The sequence below is a fragment of the Pseudomonas sp. B21-028 genome, assembly GCF_024749045.1.
GTDB lineage: Bacteria > Pseudomonadota > Gammaproteobacteria > Pseudomonadales > Pseudomonadaceae > Aquipseudomonas.
Genome location: NZ_CP087184.1, coordinates 2,849,467 through 2,865,848, shown reverse-complemented (window position 1 = coordinate 2,865,848; position 16,382 = coordinate 2,849,467). Strand labels below are relative to the sequence as shown.

The following is a 16,382-nucleotide window of genomic DNA, read 5'->3' as shown; positions in this document are numbered from 1 at the left end:
CCCGCCCCTTTGCCCATCAAGTCGAAACGCTGATCTGACCGCAAACCGGCGACGCTGGCTTGTTCCTGGCTGCAATGGGTTTTGCTCCTGGCTGCCAACGCCACCCTGGCAGGCACAGACATACGCCACGGCAGGCACAGTCAAGCCGGGCCGTCCGCCAGCGATTAACCTCGGGCTTTCCCTTGTTCGCGATCAGGAAACTCCCATGAGCGATATTGCCCTGCTGCCTCAGGTCGAGGCCTTTCTCGGCCGGCGTCACGCGCTGTTCATCGACGGCCGCTACGTCGAAAGCCAAGGCGGTCAGACCCTGGACGTCATCAATCCCGCCACCGGCCAGGTCATCGCCCAGGTCAGCGATGCCATTGCCGCCGATATCGACGCAGCGGTGGAATCGTCCCGGCGCGGCTTCAAGGCGTGGTCCCAGACGGCACCGGCGGTGCGGGGCCATGTGTTGCTCAAGTTGGCTGACCTGATGGAGCAGAACCGCGAAGAACTGGCGCAGATCGAAACCTGCCAGTCGGGCAAGATCATTCACATTTCCCGCGCGTTCGAAGTCGACCAGGCCGCTCACTTCCTGCGCTATTACGCCGGCTGGGCCACCAAGATCGGCGGCCAGACCATCACCCCGTCGCTGCCCTCCTTCGCCGGTGAACGCTACACCGCGTTCACCTTGCGCGAACCGGTGGGCGTGGTGGTGGGCATCGTGCCGTGGAATTTCTCCACCATGATCGCCATCTGGAAACTCGCCTCGGCGCTGGTGACCGGCTGCAGCATCATCATCAAGCCCAGCGAGTTCACCCCGCTGACCATCCTGCGCATCGCCGAACTGGCTATGCAGGCCGGCCTGCCGGCGGGAGCCCTGAACGTGCTCACCGGTGGGGGTCAGGTGGGTAAAGGCTTGATCGAGCACCCGGGCACCGACAAGGTTTCGTTCACCGGTTCCGTGCCGACCGGCATCGCGGTGGGTCAGGCGGCCATGGGCGCCGGGCTGACCCGTGCCACCCTGGAGCTGGGCGGCAAGAACGCGGCGGGGTTCCTGCCGGACGTGGATCCGGACGTGGCGGTCAACGGGATTATCGAAGCCGGTTTCCTGCACTCGGGACAAATCTGCGCGGCGGCGGAACGGTTCTTCGTCCACCGTTCGCAGATCGAGCCGATCATGGACAAACTGGCCCGGCGCCTGGGCCAGCTCAAAATCGGCTCACCCCTGGACGAAGGCACCCAGTTCGGCCCGGTCAGCAACCGACCGCACCAACGCAAACTCGGCGAATTCTTCGCCAAGGCCCGGGCGCAGAACAACACCATCGTCCACGGCGGCAAACTGATCGAGGGACCGGGCTGCTATGTCGAGCCGACCATCATCCTCGCCAACCGTCGTGACGACACGTTGCTCCACGAAGAGACCTTCGGCCCCATCGCGACGTTCTTACCCTACGACGACGAAGAAGAACTGCTGGACCTGATGAACGACAGCCCCTACGGCTTGAGCGCCAGCCTCTGGACCCAAGACTTGAGCAAGGCCTTGCGCATGGTGCCGGCTATCGAAGCCGGCACCGTCTGGGTGAACATGCACACCCTGCTCGACCCGGCCGTGCCGTTCGGTGGCAGCAAGGCCTCGGGGATCGGCCGGGAGTTCGGTGGCGCCTTCATCGATGACTACACCGAGCTCAAATCGGTGATGATCCGCTACTGAGTACCGCGGCCAAGCTGACCCTGGAGATCCGATCCGTCTCAACCGACCCAGCCGACAGCCGTCTTGGGAATGACATCGGACTCATCGAGCTTGGACGCAAACATGCTCACCGCTTCGAGTGCATCCGTGGTGCCGGTCCTGATCTGCACGATGACCGATCCGGCCTGGTCGGCCAGAGTCACCCCGCGTAGCGCACCCTCATGGGTCACGTTCATGCTGGTGACCGCATCACGGGTTTCGGACAGGATCATGCCAATCATTTCCGCGATCTCCGACGTTGAACGGCTGGTACGCCCGGCCAGTTGCCTGACTTCGTCGGCCACCACTGCGAACCCCCGTCCCTGATCACCGGCCCGCGCCGCCTCGATGGCGGCGTTCAGGGCCAGCAGGTTGGTCTGCTCGGCAATGCCGCGAATGGTATTGACGATTGCCGTGATTTCTTCCGAGCGAGCCCCCAGTTGCCCGACCAGACGCGCGGAGGCACCGATATTGTCGGCGATCTGGCGCATTTCCTTGGCCGTCTGGTGGATCACCTGGGCACCCTGCTCGGCGACCCTCTCGGTCTCGGCGGAGATGTGATAGGCACGGGACGCGCCTCGTGAATCTTCCTCGAACTTCTCCACCCGCTCGGTGATGTCGGTGGCGAACTTGACGATCTTGCTCAACTTGCCTTCGGCGTCGTAGACCGGGTTGTAGCTCGCCTCCAGCCAGACCACCTTGCCGTGCTTGCCGAGACGCTTGAACTGGCCGCTGAAAAACTCACCGGCGTTGAGACGACGCCAGAAATCGCTGTACTCCGAACGGCTGACCAGTTCCGGCTCACAAAACATCCGGTGGTGCTTACCCTTGAGCTCGGCCAGCGAGTAGTTCATGACCTGCTGGAAGTTATCGTTTGCCGTCAGGATGTTGCCGCCCAGGTCAAACTCGATCACCGCCATGGCCCGGTCGAGCGCCGCCAGCCTGCCGCGGGTCTCGGCCTCGCTCGCGACTTTGGCAGTCACATCCAGCGCGTACTTGACCACCTTCGCTACGCGGCCGTTTTCATCCAGCACAGGGTTATAGCTGGCTTCCAGCCAAATGTACTGGCCTTGTCCGCTGACGCGTTGAAAGGTGCCGGACACGAATTGACCGGCACGCAACTGGTTCCAGAATTCGCGATACTCGGCGCTGCCGGACAGCTTGGGGGTACAGAAATCACGATGGGACAGACCGGCCAGCTGGTCCGCACGATAACCCATCGTACTGAGAAAATTCTCATTGGCCCGAAGCACCTTGCCATCGGGGCTGAACTCGACAACGGCCATCGACCGTTCCAAGGCGCCGACCAATCCTTTGTAGGTTGCCAACTCGGCTGTCCTGGCCATCAATTCACTTTTTAGCGTTTTATTAAACATGACATACCCCTCGACGAAACCACACAAACCAGTCGGACCTCATAGGGCTATCGACTCATAAGTCGGGGGCTTGATACCGCCTAACAAAATTATGTATTGACGTCAAGAAAGCATCGAAAGGACCCTAACGATCTGGTCCGGTCAGCGGCTCGAGCACTGTTCAAGTATTGCGCTGGCCTCCCGGGTAAAGCGGTAGCTCTTGTCAGGCTGAAAAAGGATGACGCCCTCTTCACACAGGCGCCTGAGCACTTCACGCACGCTGATGAGCGACAACTCGGCAGCAAACAGCCCCAGGTAATGGTGTACCCCGCGCACGGTGATGGAGCGTCCATCCCTGGCGGCAACAAGCAGGGCATCGATGACCTTGAGGCGGATCAGGCTGGTGCGCAGTCCGTAATGTCGCAGCAGCTCACGGATGTTGTGACGGTCGTCTTCGAGCGGGTGTTGAGTGGTCGTTGTCTCGCCATGTTTTTGCTTGGCGCAAGACGCAGACACTGAAGGTTTGTACATGCGAATAGTCCTTTTCAGAATGTACGGGTATTAAAAGCCTGACTCCCTTCCCCAGGGCTCGCCATCCATATCGGCAAGCCCTGGGAATTTGCCGAACGCGGCGCTGGTTGATCGTGCCGGCCGCCATGGCTAGCTGATTGCCACGGAACGTGCCGGCGTGGGCACCCGGTTGCCAGGTGTCCAGCGAATCGTTGTAGACCATCACCGCCAGCGGCAGGCCACCGCCGATGGCCTTGGACAAGGTGATGACATCCGGGGTGATGCCCGACTGCTCGAAGCCGAACATCCGTGACACGGCAAACCGGGCGCGGGAAGACTGCCTTCCCACGCCTCCTGGGCTTACATGTCGTAGCGCAGGATCATGCCCACCGTGCGCGGTGCGCCGACGTCGATGACGTCGTCGCTGGTGTTGTTGGTGATGTATTCCTTGTCGAACGCATTTTTCACGTAGGCGGACACGGCGACGTTCTTGGTGACCTTGTACTCGGTGTTGAAGTTGACCAGTACGTAATTGTCGCTCCGGCGCTCACCGGTGACCTTGCCGCTGCCATCGAACTCGTATTCGGAAGGCGCAGTGCTTTGATAGGTAACATCGGTGCCGAACATCAAGCGGTCGTCATAGTGATATACGCCGCCCACCGACATTTTGTACTTGGGCGACGAAAGGAACGATTCGCCGCTCATGTCCTGCCCCCTACCGGTGACGAAGTCTTTGTACTTGCCATCGGTGATGGAACCACCCATGTTCAGCGTCAGCTGTTCGGTGACATCCTTCTCGACGAAAGCCTCCAGGCCTTTGATGTCACTGCGACCGGCGTTGAAGACATCAATGAACTGACTGCCGGTGCGCCGCACGCTGACTTGTTGGTCCTTCCAGTCGGTGTAATACAGGTTGGCGCGGGTACGTAGCGTCTTATCAAAGAACGAACCACGGTAAGACAGCTCGTAGTTGGTGGTGTATTCCGGGTCATAGGCCTGGTGACCGCTACCGGCGCGTACATTGACGCCTCCGCCGCGATAGCCTTTTTGAACAGTGAAGCCGAGGTATTGATCCGTGGCCAGTTCGTAGTCGATACCGAGTTTAGGCAGCAAAGCGTCAAACGACTTTTTAACTTGGGCTGCGCTGGAAAAGGTATCTTCTTCGACGTCGGTATCGTTCGTCTCGTGGTCGTAGCGCAGGCCGGTGATCAATGTCCAGCGCGGAGCGAACGTCCAGTTGACTTCACCGAACACCGCCTTGTTCTCAATGTTGGTCTCACCTTTGACGCTGCCATTGTCCACGGGATCAGTAGCCAGTAACCGATCATGGAACTTGTTCGTGTTATGCCCATAGTAGGTACCGACGACACTTTTCACTGTGTCCGAGGTGTAATTCAGACGCAGCTCCTGGCTGAACAGATCACCCTCGTGCTTGCGCAGAATGACGTCATTACTGAGTGCGGTCTGATCGAAGTCCAGACGATTACTGTAATCCGAGCTGGTATTGGCGGTCACGCTCGTCAGCGTCCAGGCATCATTCAGACGGTAGTCCACCTTGGCGCTGAGGGTGTCCTGTTTGAGATTATCGAAGGCCTCGGTGTCGGACGAGATGTCATAATAGCTGGGCTTGCCATCGGCGCCGCGCATCGTCGAGCGGTCACCCTGGCGGTGTTCGCTATGGGCGTAGGTCAGCAAAACGTCAGTGTCATCATTGGGCAAAATCAGCAATTTGCCGCGGGCATTGCTGGTGCGATGCGGGTTGGCGTCCTTATCGAGCGCGGTGTTGCGGATGTAGCCATCGCCGTCGGTATAGTCCACGGCAATCCGGCCGGCGATCTTATCATCGACAATCGCGCCACCACCTGCGACGGCCGCCCCATGCTCACCATAGTTCCCCATACTGGTTTGCGCCGAGAAGCTGGGCTGGAACGTCGGTTTCTTGGTCTCGATCACCACTGCGCCGCCCAGAGAGTTACGGCCTTGGGTAGTGGATTGCGGGCCGAGGAAGACTTCGACCTGCTCGGTATCCCAGAGCGGGACCGGGCTTAAGGTCAGCGCCCGACTCGGTTGCACGGCACCGTCGACATACACAGAGATAGGTCCATTGATGGTCGCCGGCCCCTGGTCATCAAAACCCGACACCGGCACGCCACGGATACCCCAGGTTTCATTGTCGGCCTGGCTATAGACACCCGGTGTACGAGCGAACAGATCCACCAGGTTCTTGTCGTTATGCTCGCGCAGCTTTTCTTCAGTAACGACCACCACACTGGACTGGGTCTGCTCCAGCGTACGGTTGATTTTCTCACCCGTCACAGTGATCGGAGCGATCTCCACGACAGTGGACTCTTCCGCCGCCCATGCACAGTTGCCAAGGCCGATTGCCGACCCCACAGCCAACGCAATTGTATTCTTCTTGAAATTCAAGCCCCGCACCCCTGCGACAGATATTTTTGGTTTTTCTGAGCTGGCCGAACGCTGTTGGTGCCAGCGGAGCGGAGTCTAATCCAAAAAATAAGTTAAATAAACAGTATTGATAATCCATCTCATTTGCACCTTCTATGTCGTCCTGTATAAGATCTAGAACACTACAGACAAGTCCTACGGAGGCGCTTGGTGCAGCACTTCCAGGCCTTGTAACAGGTCGAAAAAGATAGAAGAGGATGTGCCGATTCACGATCTGGACGCATCGCTGCACGACAGCCTGCTCCATGCGCTGAGCACCGTGGACGGGGTACTGTTTCGCGGCTTCAACGTGGAGACCCCGATCGACTTCAAGCGCTTCGCCGCCAGCTTCGGCGCACCGCTGGCCAGCTATGAGTTCGGCTCCACGCCGCGCAGCAAAGTCTTCACCGGGTGTACAGTTCCACGGAATGCCCGGCCCATCAGTTCGTTCCCCTGCTAGCGGGGTTCACGCCTCTTCATAGATGTAACGCAGGTAACTCACCTGCTCCGCCAGGGGCAGGCGATGCAGTTTCGGGCAGGACTCGCAGAGCACCGGCGGCTGGGCTTCGACGGGTTCGTGCAGTTGGTAATGCAGGCAGCAATGCCGGCGCAAGGGCAAACACGGGCAAATCTGCGGCGCGGGTGATTCGACCATGCGTTGCAGGCCCCGCAGTTTCAGGCGCCCGTCATTCACCGTGACCGGCTCCAGCCACTGGTGCGCCTGGGCGAACCCATCCCGGGACAGGTCGGGGTCCATTCGCGCGAACGCACCATCCCAGATGGCAACCATGTTGCCCCACAGTATCTTCGGCGCCAGGCCACCGGCGGCGGCCAGGGTCGCGAACAGCGGTGCCAGGTGCTCGTGGATCAATCGCGACCAGTAGGCCGCGCGCTCATCCTGGCCCAAGGCCGGCAGTCGGGCCGACAGACCCAGGGCCGAGGGCTGACCGTCATCGTGCAACAGCACCGCCTCTTCGCCCCAGAAATCAATGACGCCTTGCCGGGTCAACACACAGGCCAGGGTCGCCGGCAGGACAACGCTCATGTAGTTCATCGACCACTGCGACACCACGGCGGCGCGGTTCACCCCTGGATAACGCAGGGCGAAGCGGGCCAGCAGCGGTTGCAGGATCTCAGGGTCGGAAAGTCGGCTCAACGCGATGGAAGGCTGATCACCAGCACCCTGCCGGATAACCCGCTGTATCGGCGGCCAGGCCTGATTGAGCCATTCTGGAAATTCGATGACGGGTCTCCCTTTCCCTAATTAATGCAAACGATTAGCATTGCTGATCCTATCCTCCCTCATCTGCAAACTCAACGTCGTCAGCGACCGGGCTTACCAAGATCACATGCACACACTCCGCACTTTCTGGCGTCTCGCGCGGCCGTTCTGGGCATCCGAGGAAAAATACCCGGCCCTGTTGCTGTTGTTGGGCACCGTGCTGATGACCTTGTGCCTGGTGGGGATCAACATTCTCAACAACTTCTGGAACCTGCATTTCTACAACGCGTTGCAGGCCCTCGACTATCACGGTTTTCTCGTCGGCAGCCTGCAATTCATCCTGCTGCAGGTCGGCATGGCCGGGTTCACCGTGGGCGCGTTCCACTTCCAGCAGAAACTGACCATACGCTGGCGCCGCTGGGCCACCCGGAACATGCTCGACCAATGGCTGGGCAGCCAGCGCTACCAGAAGCTGAAACTGACCGAGACCGAGGTCGATAACCCCGACCAGCGAATCGCCGAAGACGTGGACCTGTTTATCGTCAAGTCGCTGAAGCTGAGCCTGGGATTGTTGACGTCAGTGGTGTCGCTGTTCTCCTTCCTGAATATTCTCTGGCAGGCGTCGAACCTGGTCAGCGTGCCGTTCGACGACCAGTCGGTGGTCATTCCGGGGCTGCTGGTGTGGATCGCACTGGTATATGCCCTGCTGGGTACCGGCCTGGCGTTCTGGCTCGGGCGCGCATTGCCAAGCCTCAACTTCATGCAGCAACGGCGCGAAGCGGATTTTCGCTTCGCCCTCATCCGTCTGCGGGAAAACGCCGACTCGGTGGCCCAATACCGCGGCGAAACGGTGGAGAACGAGCGCTTCAACCAGCGCCTGGAGGCGGCGCTGGAAAACTTCTGGGCGCTGGTCAAGAAGCAGAAGCTGATCATGGGCTACTCGACCTTCTACCTGCGCAGCGCCACGGTCATTCCCATGTTCATCATGGCACCGCAGTTCTTCGCCGGCGCATTCCCCTTGGGTCGCCTGACGCAGATCAGCGCGGCCTTCGGCGAAGTCCACGCGGCCATCGCCTACCTGGTCAGCGTGTTTCCGGAACTGTCGGAATGGAAGTCGGTGATCGACCGTTTGAACGGTTTCCAGGAGCGCCTGGATCACCTCGAAATCAAGTCCGAGGTCCGCCTCGAGCAGCAGGCCGTCGGCCTCGAGATCAAGGACCTGGACGTCTGGCTGCCGAGCGGCCGGCTACTGCTCAAGGGCTTCAACCTGTCGCTCAAGCCCGGCGACAGCCTGATGATCAGCGCGCCGTCCGGCTATGGCAAATCAACCTTGCTTCGCACGATCAGCGGGCTTTGGCCCCACGCCAGTGGCACCAGCCGCTATGACCGGGAGCGGGCGCTGACCCTGTCGCAAAAGCCCTACCTGCCGCTGGGCTGTCTGCGCGAGGCGCTCTGGTATCCCCACCCGCCACGGCGCGAAGAAGATGCGGCACTGCGCCAGGTGATGGAGCAGGTTGGCCTGCTCCATCTGGGCGATCAACTGGATGAAGAACGAGACTGGGCCCAGACCCTCAGCGTCGGCGAGCAGCAGCGTTGTGCGTTCGTCCGGGCCCTGCTGGCCCGCCCGACGGTGCTGTTCCTCGACGAGAGCAGCTCGGCACTGGATGCGGCAAACGAGCTGCGTTGCTATCAGCTGCTCAAGCAGACGCTGCCGCAGACGATCCTGATCAGCGTCAGCCACAACGCTTCGCTGGAGCACATTCATTGGCAGGTCCTTGAACTCAAGGACGAGGCGCGATGGGTGCATCGCAAGGTTCAGCCAGCGGTCATGCCAGTCAGTTAAGCCAGGCTACCGTCCAGGCCGTTATCACTGGCAGCAAGTCGCACGAACAAACGGCCCGATCAATCCGCCCGAACCGTGACCTGGCGTTGTTCCCCCAACCCCGTAATGCCCAGGCGCACGGTCTGCCCCGGGCGCAGGAACACCGGTTGCGGCTTGATGCCCAAGCCGACCCCGGGGGTGTTCCCGTCGAGATCACGTCCCCGGCTGCAGGCTCATGCAGCGGCTCAGGTAGGCGATCAGCTGCGGCACGCTGAAGATCAGCGTTCGTGTATTGCCGTTCTGGTAGCGATGCCCATCGACTTCCAGCCATAGGTCCAGGTTGTGGGGATCGCCGATTTCGTCCCGGGTGACCAGCCACGGCCCCAGGGGGCCGAAGGTATCGAAACCCTTGCCTTTGTCCCAGGTGCCGCCCCGCTCCAACTGCCACTCGCGCTCGGATACGTCGTTGATGACGCAATAGCCGGCGACATGTTCCATCGCATTCGCTTCATCGATGTTGCGTCCGCCCTTACCGATGACGACGCCCAACTCCACTTCCCAGTCGGTCTTGAGCGAGTCGCGGGGGATCTGGATGTCGTCGTTCGGCCCGCAAATGGCACTGGTCCATTTGCCGAAGATGATCGGCTCCTTCGGCACGTCCATATTCGACTCGGCCGCATGATCGGCGTAGTTCAGGCCAATGCAGATGAATTTGCCGACGTGCCCGACACAGGCACCGAGCCGTGGCTGTCCGGCAACGATCGGCAGGCTGTTCGGGTCGAGGTCGGCCAGCGCTGCCAACCCTTCCGGACTCAGGACATTTGCCGCGATGTCCGGCACATGCCCCGACAGGTCGCGGATCCGATTATCGGCATCCAACAGGCCGGGTTTTTCCGCGCCCTTTTCGCCGTAACGCAACAGTTTCATCGAATGTTCCTCATTCAAACCCAACGTAAAGACGACTCAGAGGCTCATGCCGCCGTCGATGACATGCACAGCGCCGGTGGTGTAGGTCGACGCATCGCTGCCCAGGTACACCGCCAACTGCGCGATCTCCTCGGTGCTACCGATACGGCCCATGGGCTGGCGCTCAAGGAACTGATGATAGATCTGTAATTCATCGACACCCTGTTGCAGGGCCTGGGCGGCAATGCGCTGGCGCAACGAGGGCGAGTCCACCGTACCCGGACAGATCGCGTTGCAGCGAATGCCCTGGCCGACAAAGTCAATCGCGACGGCCTTCGTCAGGCCTATCACGGCGGCCTTGCTGGTCGCATAGGCGAAACGGTTCGGCACGCCCTTGATGCTCGACGCCACCGACGACATGTTGATGATCGAACCGCCGCCACGGGCCAGCATGCCCGGCAGGAATGCGCGGATGGTCCGATACATCGCCGTGACATTGAGGTCTATCGAGCGCGCCCAGGCCGATTCGTCGCATTCCAGAAGATTGCCGCTGTGCACGTAACCGGCACAGTTGAACAGCACGTCCAGGCCACCGATTCGCTCGCAAGCCGTGTCGATGGCCTCGGCAGACGTCACGTCCAGGGTCATGGCAGTGACCCCCTCGATGCCCGCCAGCGCACCAATATCGATATCACTGGCGAACACCTCGGCACCGGCCCGGGCGAAGGCAATGGCGCTGGCCATGCCGATGCCCTGCCCCGCGGCCGTGACCAACACGCGCTTGTTGAGCAGATTCAAGCAGCCTCCAGTTTTGCTGACGTGGCGGCGGCCTTGGGGGTTCGGGCGAGCATCGAGGTGGGGATGGCCAGGATCAGTCCACCACTGACCAACAGACACAGGGCCAGTACATAGGTGCCGTTATTGATGTTGCCCGTGAGGGTTTCCGCTACCGCGGTGATCATCGAGCCAGTGAAACCCGACAGGTTGCCGATGGCGTTGATCATGCCGATGCCAGCGGCTGCCGCGACGCCCGACAACAGCGTCCCTGGCAGAGTCCAGAAAATCGGCATCAGGCTGAGGATCCCCGAAGCGGCAACGCTGAGGAACAATACGGACAGCACCAGGTTGTTGGCGAAGAAAGCACTGAGGATCAGGCCGACGCCGCCGATGAAGGCTGGAATGGCGGCGTGCAGGCGCCGCTCGCCGGTGCGGTTGGAGTGCCGCGCGTTGAGCAACATTGCCACGACGGCCACCGAGTAAGGAATCGCGGTCAGCAAGCCGATGTGCAAGCTGTTGGTGATCCCGGTGCTCTTGATGATCGAGGGCATCCAGAACGCCAGGCCATAGAAGCCTGTGTTGAAGGTCAACAGAATCAGCACCAGCAACCACACCCGAGGGTTGAGAAACACCTCGCTCAAACGGCTGGCCTTGCCCTGGTTGTCCGTCTGCAGATTGGCCTTGAGCAGGTTTTTCTCCGCAACGGAGAGCCATTTTGCCTTATCGATGTTATCGGCCAGGCAGACAATCACCACGAAGGTCATGATGATCGAAGGGATACCTTCGATCAGCAGCATCCATTGCCAACCGGACAGCCCCTGCACTCCTTGCATGCTGTTCATCAGCCAACCGGAGAGGATTCCGCCCAGCGTCAGGCTGACTGGCAACGCCAACAGGAAGCCGGACATCACGCGGCTTTGCCGATGGGTCGGGAACCAGTAGTTGAGGTACAGGATCACGCCGGGAAAAAAGCCCGCTTCGCAGACACCCAACAGGAAGCGCAGCACGTAGAACATCGTGCTCGATTCGATATGGAAGAAGCCCGCCAGCGGCACCGTGTAGGCCACCGCCATGGAGATCACCGCCCAACTGAGCATGATCCGGGCAATCCAGAACCGTGCGCCGAAGCGATGCAACAGCAGGTTGCTGGGCACTTCGAAGATGAAATAGCCCCAGAAAAACATACTGGCGCCCAAGGCATACACGGTATTGCTGAATTGCAGCTCGTTGAGCATGTCGAGCTTGGCGAAACCGATGTTCACCCGGTCAAGATAAGCCGCCATGTAGCACAGGAGCAGGATGGGAAGGATGCGCCAGATGACTTTGCGGTAGGTCCGGTCTTCGAAATCGAGTTCACCGGTTTGCGCCTGGGCAGGTAAATGCTCGGAGACGGTTTGCATGTGATAACCCCTGGGCACGTGGACATGCCTGATTGTTTTTATCGGATGGGAGCTGGGGGCTCACTCTACGACCGCGAAACGATTCTTTCCCAATGGCATTTTCTGATTAATCGATAACGATCCGTTATCGGATCAGTCGTCGTTTCCCAGTATTCCAACAGCAGGATCACCGCACAGGCGGGCGTGGTCCTTGAGGATTTCCGCAAACTCCAGCGCCGCGCCCATCAACGGCTCGCCTCTGCGCGTGAGAATGCCGTAGTCCTGGGGCACCAGGTGCAGCGGGGTGTCGAGGATTTTCAGTTGGCCGCTCTCGAGCAATGGATCGACCATGGCATTGGGCAGCATCCCGATCATCGGACCCCGCTGCAGCACCTGGAGGAAGGTCTGCATGGAGATGGTGTCGATGGTGTTGCGTGGCATGCCTACCCCAGCCTCGGCGAAGGCCAGCTCCATACGCGCGCGAATGGGCGTGCCGACCGGGTAGAGAATCCAGGGCAGATCCACCAACTGCTGCAGGGAGGTCGGCCCGGCACCGGCCAGGGGATGGTGGCTGTTGACCACAATGCAAAACGGTTCTGGGGCCAGGGGCTGGAAGTCATAACGCTGCTGTTGGCTTTGATCGGTGAAACGAGCCACCGCCAGATCGAGCTTCTTCTCTTCGAGCATCTCCATCAGGTGGTTACTGGTTTGCTCCACGACCTCGATCGACAGCAATGGCCAACGCTGCTTGATCTGCAAAATCGCCTCGGGCAGGGCCACCGCCGTCGCGGCAAAAATCCCGCCGACCTTGAGGTAACCATGGCCCCCCTCGCGCAGGCTGCTGATTTGCTCAACGAACGAACGCGCGTCATTCAAGGCGATCTGCGCATACCGCAGCACATGCTCGCCCAACGCCGTGGGCGGCATGCTGCGCGGTCGCCGCTCGAACAGGGCAAAGCCGAGCAGGCTCTCGATTTCCTTGAGCATCTTGCTGATGGCCGGCTGGCTGAGGTTCATCTGCTGGGCCGCCAAGTGCATGTTGCAAGTGCGGCCCAAGGTATCGATCAGCAGCAGATGGCGAAATTTCAACCAGCCGCAGAAGCTGGAAAAGGATACATCTGACATTGGAGATTTCCTCGGGCCTGCAATAACCATTCGTTATCGATTACTGAATATATCTCATTGGAGTTTATCGTCTGCCCCCCCTAGCGTGGAAGCATCACGAACCAGGAAGAACTGCCATGTCGCTACTGCTTACGCCCGAGAATACATTGCCGGCCGACGGCCTGACGGGAACCCTGATTGGCCGTGCCTGGGTGCCCGGGCGGATCGCCGGGCCCTCGCCGATCGTGTTGCGCAGCGATGGCGTATTCGATTTGTCGGAGCACTTTGCAACCTTGAGCGACCTGCTGGAAACGGAATCGCCATTGGCCACCGTGAGGCAAACGCCAGGCACCTTCATCGCCAGCGTCGAAGCCCTGCTCGCCAACACGGGGCCTGAGGCCGATCTTTCCAAGCCTTCGTTGTTGCCACCGCTGGATCTGCAAGTGATCAAGGCCGCTGGCGTGACCTTCGCCGCCAGCATGATCGAGCGGGTGATCGAGGAACAGGCCGGTGGTGATCCGGTAAAAGCCGATGCCGTGCGAGCCACCGTGCGCAGTGTGATCGGCGACAACCTGCGCTCGGTGGTACCGGGGTCTGAACAGGCCATGCGCCTGAAAGCCCTGCTGATCGAGCAAGGCATGTGGTCGCAGTACCTGGAAGTCGGCATCGGCCCAGACGCGGAAATCTTCACCAAGGCGCCGGTGCTCGCCGCCGTGGGCAGCGGCAGTCGCATCGGTATCCACCCCGGCTCCCAATGGAATAATCCCGAGCCTGAAGTGGTGCTGGCGGTGAACAGCCGTGGCCAGGTCCATGGCGCCACCCTGGGCAACGATGTCAATCTGCGGGACTTCGAAGGACGCAGCGCGTTGTTGCTGAGCAAGGCCAAGGACAACAATGCGTCCTGTGCCATCGGCCCTTTCATCCGCCTGTTCGATGAGCACTTCAGCCTGGACAATGTGCGCGCCTGCGTGGTCGACCTGGACGTCCAGGGCGAGGACGGCTACCGGATGCAGGGATCGAGTTCCATGAGCCAGATCAGCCGGGATCCGCTGGACTTGGCGGCCCAGACACTCAACGCCAATCACCAGTACCCGGACGGGTTCCTGCTGTTCCTGGGTACCCTGTTTGCCCCGACCGAGGACCGAGACGCCGTCGGCAGCGGTTTCACCCATAAACCGGGTGACCGGGTCCGGATCAGCAGCCCATTGCTCGGCAGCCTGCACAACCGCGTGACCTACAGCTGTGAAGCCGCACCCTGGACGTTTGGCTTGAGCGCCCTGTTGCGTAATCTCGCCGCTCGTGGATTGCTCGCACGCTGACACCGGTGCGGTTTGTCGATTCATCCAATGATAAGGGAGACAAGAATCATGAGTGACACGCCCAAACGCCTGCGCAGCGAACAATGGTTCAACGATCCGGCCCACGCGGACATGACGGCCTTGTACGTCGAGCGCTACATGAATTACGGGATGACCCGCGAAGAGCTGCAATCGGGACGCCCGATCATCGGTATTGCCCAGACCGGCAGCGACCTGACGCCCTGCAACCGCCATCATCTGGAGCTGGCGCAACGGGTCAAGGCCGGTATTCGCGATGCAGGCGGCATTCCCATGGAGTTTCCGGTACATCCGATTGCCGAACAATCGCGTCGGCCCACCGCGGCACTGGACCGCAACCTGGCCTATCTGGGGCTGGTGGAAATCCTCCACGGCTACCCCCTGGACGGCGTGGTGCTCACCACCGGTTGCGACAAGACGACCCCGGCCTGCCTGATGGCGGCCGCAACCACCGACCTGCCAGCCATCGTCCTGTCCGGCGGGCCGATGCTCGACGGTCACTACAAGGGCGACCTGATCGGCTCAGGCACCGTACTCTGGCATGCGCGCAACCTGATGGCAGCCGGTGAAATCGACTACGAAGGCTTCATGGAAATGACCACCGCGGCGTCGCCGTCGGTAGGCCACTGCAACACCATGGGCACTGCCCTGTCGATGAATGCCCTGGCCGAAGCCCTGGGCATGTCGCTGCCGGGCTGCGCGAGCATTCCGGCGCCCTACCGCGAGCGCGGACAAATGGCCTATGCGACGGGCAAGCGCATCTGCGAGTTGGTCCGACAAGACATTCGTCCCTCGCAGATCATGACCCGCCAGGCCTTTGAAAATGCCATCGCCGTCGCTTCGGCGTTGGGCGCTTCGAGCAACTGCCCGCCGCACCTGATAGCCATTGCCCGGCACATGGGCGTCGAATTGAGCCTGGATGATTGGCAACGGATTGGCGAAGACGTACCGCTGCTGGTCAATTGCATGCCGGCGGGCAAGTACCTGGGCGAAAGCTTCCACCGGGCTGGAGGCGTACCCTCGGTCATGCACGAACTGCAAAAAGCCGGGCGCCTGCACGCGGACTGCGCCACGGTCAGCGGCCGAACCATCGGCGAAATCGTGGGCAACAGCCGGACCAGCGACGTCGACGTCATCCATCCCTTCGACACACCACTCAAGCACCGTGCCGGGTTCATCGTGCTCAGTGGCAACTTCTTCGACAGCGCGATCATGAAGATGTCGGTGGTGGGCGAGGCGTTCCGCAAGACCTACCTGTCCGAACCCGGCGCCGAGAACAGTTTCGAAGCCCGGGCCATCGTGTTCGAAGGCCCGGAGGACTATCACGCACGCATCGACGACCCGGCGCTGGACATCGACGAGCGCTGTATCCTCGTCGTCCGCGGTACCGGCACCGTGGGCTATCCCGGCAGTGCCGAAGTGGTGAACATGGCCCCGCCGGCCGCCCTGATCAAACGCGGCATCGACTCGCTGCCGTGCCTGGGCGACGGGCGCCAGAGCGGCACCTCCGCGAGCCCGTCGATCCTCAACATGTCCCCGGAAGCCGCCGTTGGCGGTGGTCTGGCGTTGCTCAAGACCAACGATCGCCTGAAAGTGGACTTGAACACCCGCACCGTCAACCTGTTGATCGACGAGGCCGAGATGGAGCGGCGCCGACTCGAATGGGTGCCGCAGATGCCTCCCTCGCAGACACCTTGGCAAGAACTCTATCGGCAACTGGTGGGGCAGCTTTCCACTGGAGGCTGCCTGGAACCCGCCACCTTGCATCTGCGGGTGATTGCCCGTAGCGGTGAGCCACGGCATTCGCATTGAGC

Annotated in this window: 10 protein-coding genes and 5 pseudogenes; 5 read left to right on the top strand and 10 right to left on the bottom strand. The window is 60.9% G+C overall.

The features are described from left to right. The first annotated feature begins 205 nt into the window (after positions 1 to 205). Positions 206 to 1,693, top strand: coding sequence for an aldehyde dehydrogenase family protein (locus tag LOY35_RS12580; RefSeq protein ID WP_258632903.1), 1,488 nt, complete (start codon positions 206 to 208; stop codon positions 1,691 to 1,693). 38 nt (positions 1,694 to 1,731) lie between these two features. On the opposite strand, the pseudogene LOY35_RS28570 reads toward LOY35_RS12580, so the two are convergent. The 5 genes and pseudogenes from LOY35_RS28570 to LOY35_RS12560 form a co-directional block, all read right to left on the bottom strand. Continuing rightward, positions 1,732 to 2,205: pseudogene (locus LOY35_RS28570) on the bottom strand (methyl-accepting chemotaxis protein); the annotation flags it as partial. A 114-nt stretch (positions 2,206 to 2,319) separates the two neighbouring features. Further along, a pseudogene (locus LOY35_RS28565) lies at positions 2,320 to 2,997 on the bottom strand (PAS domain-containing protein); the annotation flags it as partial. 231 nt (positions 2,998 to 3,228) lie between these two features. Further along, on the bottom strand, positions 3,229 to 3,597 hold the full coding sequence (locus LOY35_RS12570) for a fe2+ zn2+ uptake regulation protein (protein WP_258632900.1): 369 nt from the start codon (positions 3,595 to 3,597) through the stop codon (positions 3,229 to 3,231). A 112-nt stretch (positions 3,598 to 3,709) separates the two neighbouring features. Continuing rightward, positions 3,710 to 3,916: pseudogene (locus tag LOY35_RS12565) on the bottom strand (aminotransferase class III-fold pyridoxal phosphate-dependent enzyme); the annotation flags it as partial. A 20-nt stretch (positions 3,917 to 3,936) separates the two neighbouring features. Continuing rightward, the gene (locus LOY35_RS12560; RefSeq protein ID WP_258632898.1) at positions 3,937 to 6,003 is read right to left on the bottom strand and encodes a TonB-dependent receptor; all 2,067 of its coding nucleotides are present in this window, start codon (positions 6,001 to 6,003) and stop codon (positions 3,937 to 3,939) included. 304 nt (positions 6,004 to 6,307) lie between these two features. On the opposite strand from LOY35_RS12560, the pseudogene LOY35_RS28560 reads away from it, so the two are divergent. Beyond that, positions 6,308 to 6,477: pseudogene (locus LOY35_RS28560) on the top strand (TauD/TfdA family dioxygenase); the annotation flags it as partial. Positions 6,478 to 6,487: 10 nt separating this feature from the next. Here the strand turns inward: LOY35_RS28560 and fhuF are convergent. Further along, positions 6,488 to 7,177: a siderophore-iron reductase FhuF gene (gene fhuF / locus LOY35_RS12550; RefSeq protein WP_258632896.1), complete on the bottom strand. Its 690-nt coding sequence runs from the start codon at positions 7,175 to 7,177 to the stop codon at positions 6,488 to 6,490. Positions 7,178 to 7,370: 193 nt separating this feature from the next. Here fhuF and LOY35_RS12545 point away from each other — a divergent pair, with 193 nt between their 5' ends. After that, on the top strand, positions 7,371 to 9,086 hold the full coding sequence (locus LOY35_RS12545; RefSeq protein WP_258632894.1) for an ABC transporter ATP-binding protein/permease: 1,716 nt from the start codon (positions 7,371 to 7,373) through the stop codon (positions 9,084 to 9,086). Positions 9,087 to 9,145: 59 nt separating this feature from the next. On the opposite strand, the pseudogene LOY35_RS12540 reads toward LOY35_RS12545, so the two are convergent. The 4 genes and pseudogenes from LOY35_RS12540 to LOY35_RS12525 form a co-directional block, all read right to left on the bottom strand. Next, positions 9,146 to 9,992, bottom strand: a pseudogene (locus LOY35_RS12540) (ureidoglycolate lyase). A gap of 36 nt (positions 9,993 to 10,028) precedes the next feature. Further along, the gene (locus LOY35_RS12535; protein WP_258632892.1) at positions 10,029 to 10,769 is read right to left on the bottom strand and encodes an SDR family oxidoreductase; all 741 of its coding nucleotides are present in this window, start codon (positions 10,767 to 10,769) and stop codon (positions 10,029 to 10,031) included. Continuing rightward, positions 10,766 to 12,148 carry an MFS transporter gene (locus LOY35_RS12530; RefSeq protein WP_258632890.1) on the bottom strand — a complete coding sequence of 461 codons (1,383 nt, stop codon included), beginning with the start codon at positions 12,146 to 12,148 and terminating at the stop codon, positions 10,766 to 10,768. Before LOY35_RS12530 ends, LOY35_RS12535 begins: the two co-directional genes overlap by 4 nt. 132 nt (positions 12,149 to 12,280) lie before the next feature. Next, on the bottom strand, positions 12,281 to 13,252 hold the full coding sequence (locus tag LOY35_RS12525; RefSeq protein ID WP_258632888.1) for a LysR family transcriptional regulator: 972 nt from the start codon (positions 13,250 to 13,252) through the stop codon (positions 12,281 to 12,283). A gap of 116 nt (positions 13,253 to 13,368) precedes the next feature. Between LOY35_RS12525 and LOY35_RS12520 the strand changes: the two genes are divergently transcribed. Next, positions 13,369 to 14,550: a fumarylacetoacetate hydrolase family protein gene (locus LOY35_RS12520; RefSeq protein ID WP_258632887.1), complete on the top strand. Its 1,182-nt coding sequence runs from the start codon at positions 13,369 to 13,371 to the stop codon at positions 14,548 to 14,550. Positions 14,551 to 14,598: 48 nt separating this feature from the next. After that, entirely contained in the window at positions 14,599 to 16,380 is a 1,782-nt protein-coding gene (locus LOY35_RS12515; RefSeq protein ID WP_258632886.1) for an IlvD/Edd family dehydratase, read from the top strand. Positions 16,381 to 16,382 lie beyond the last annotated feature (2 nt).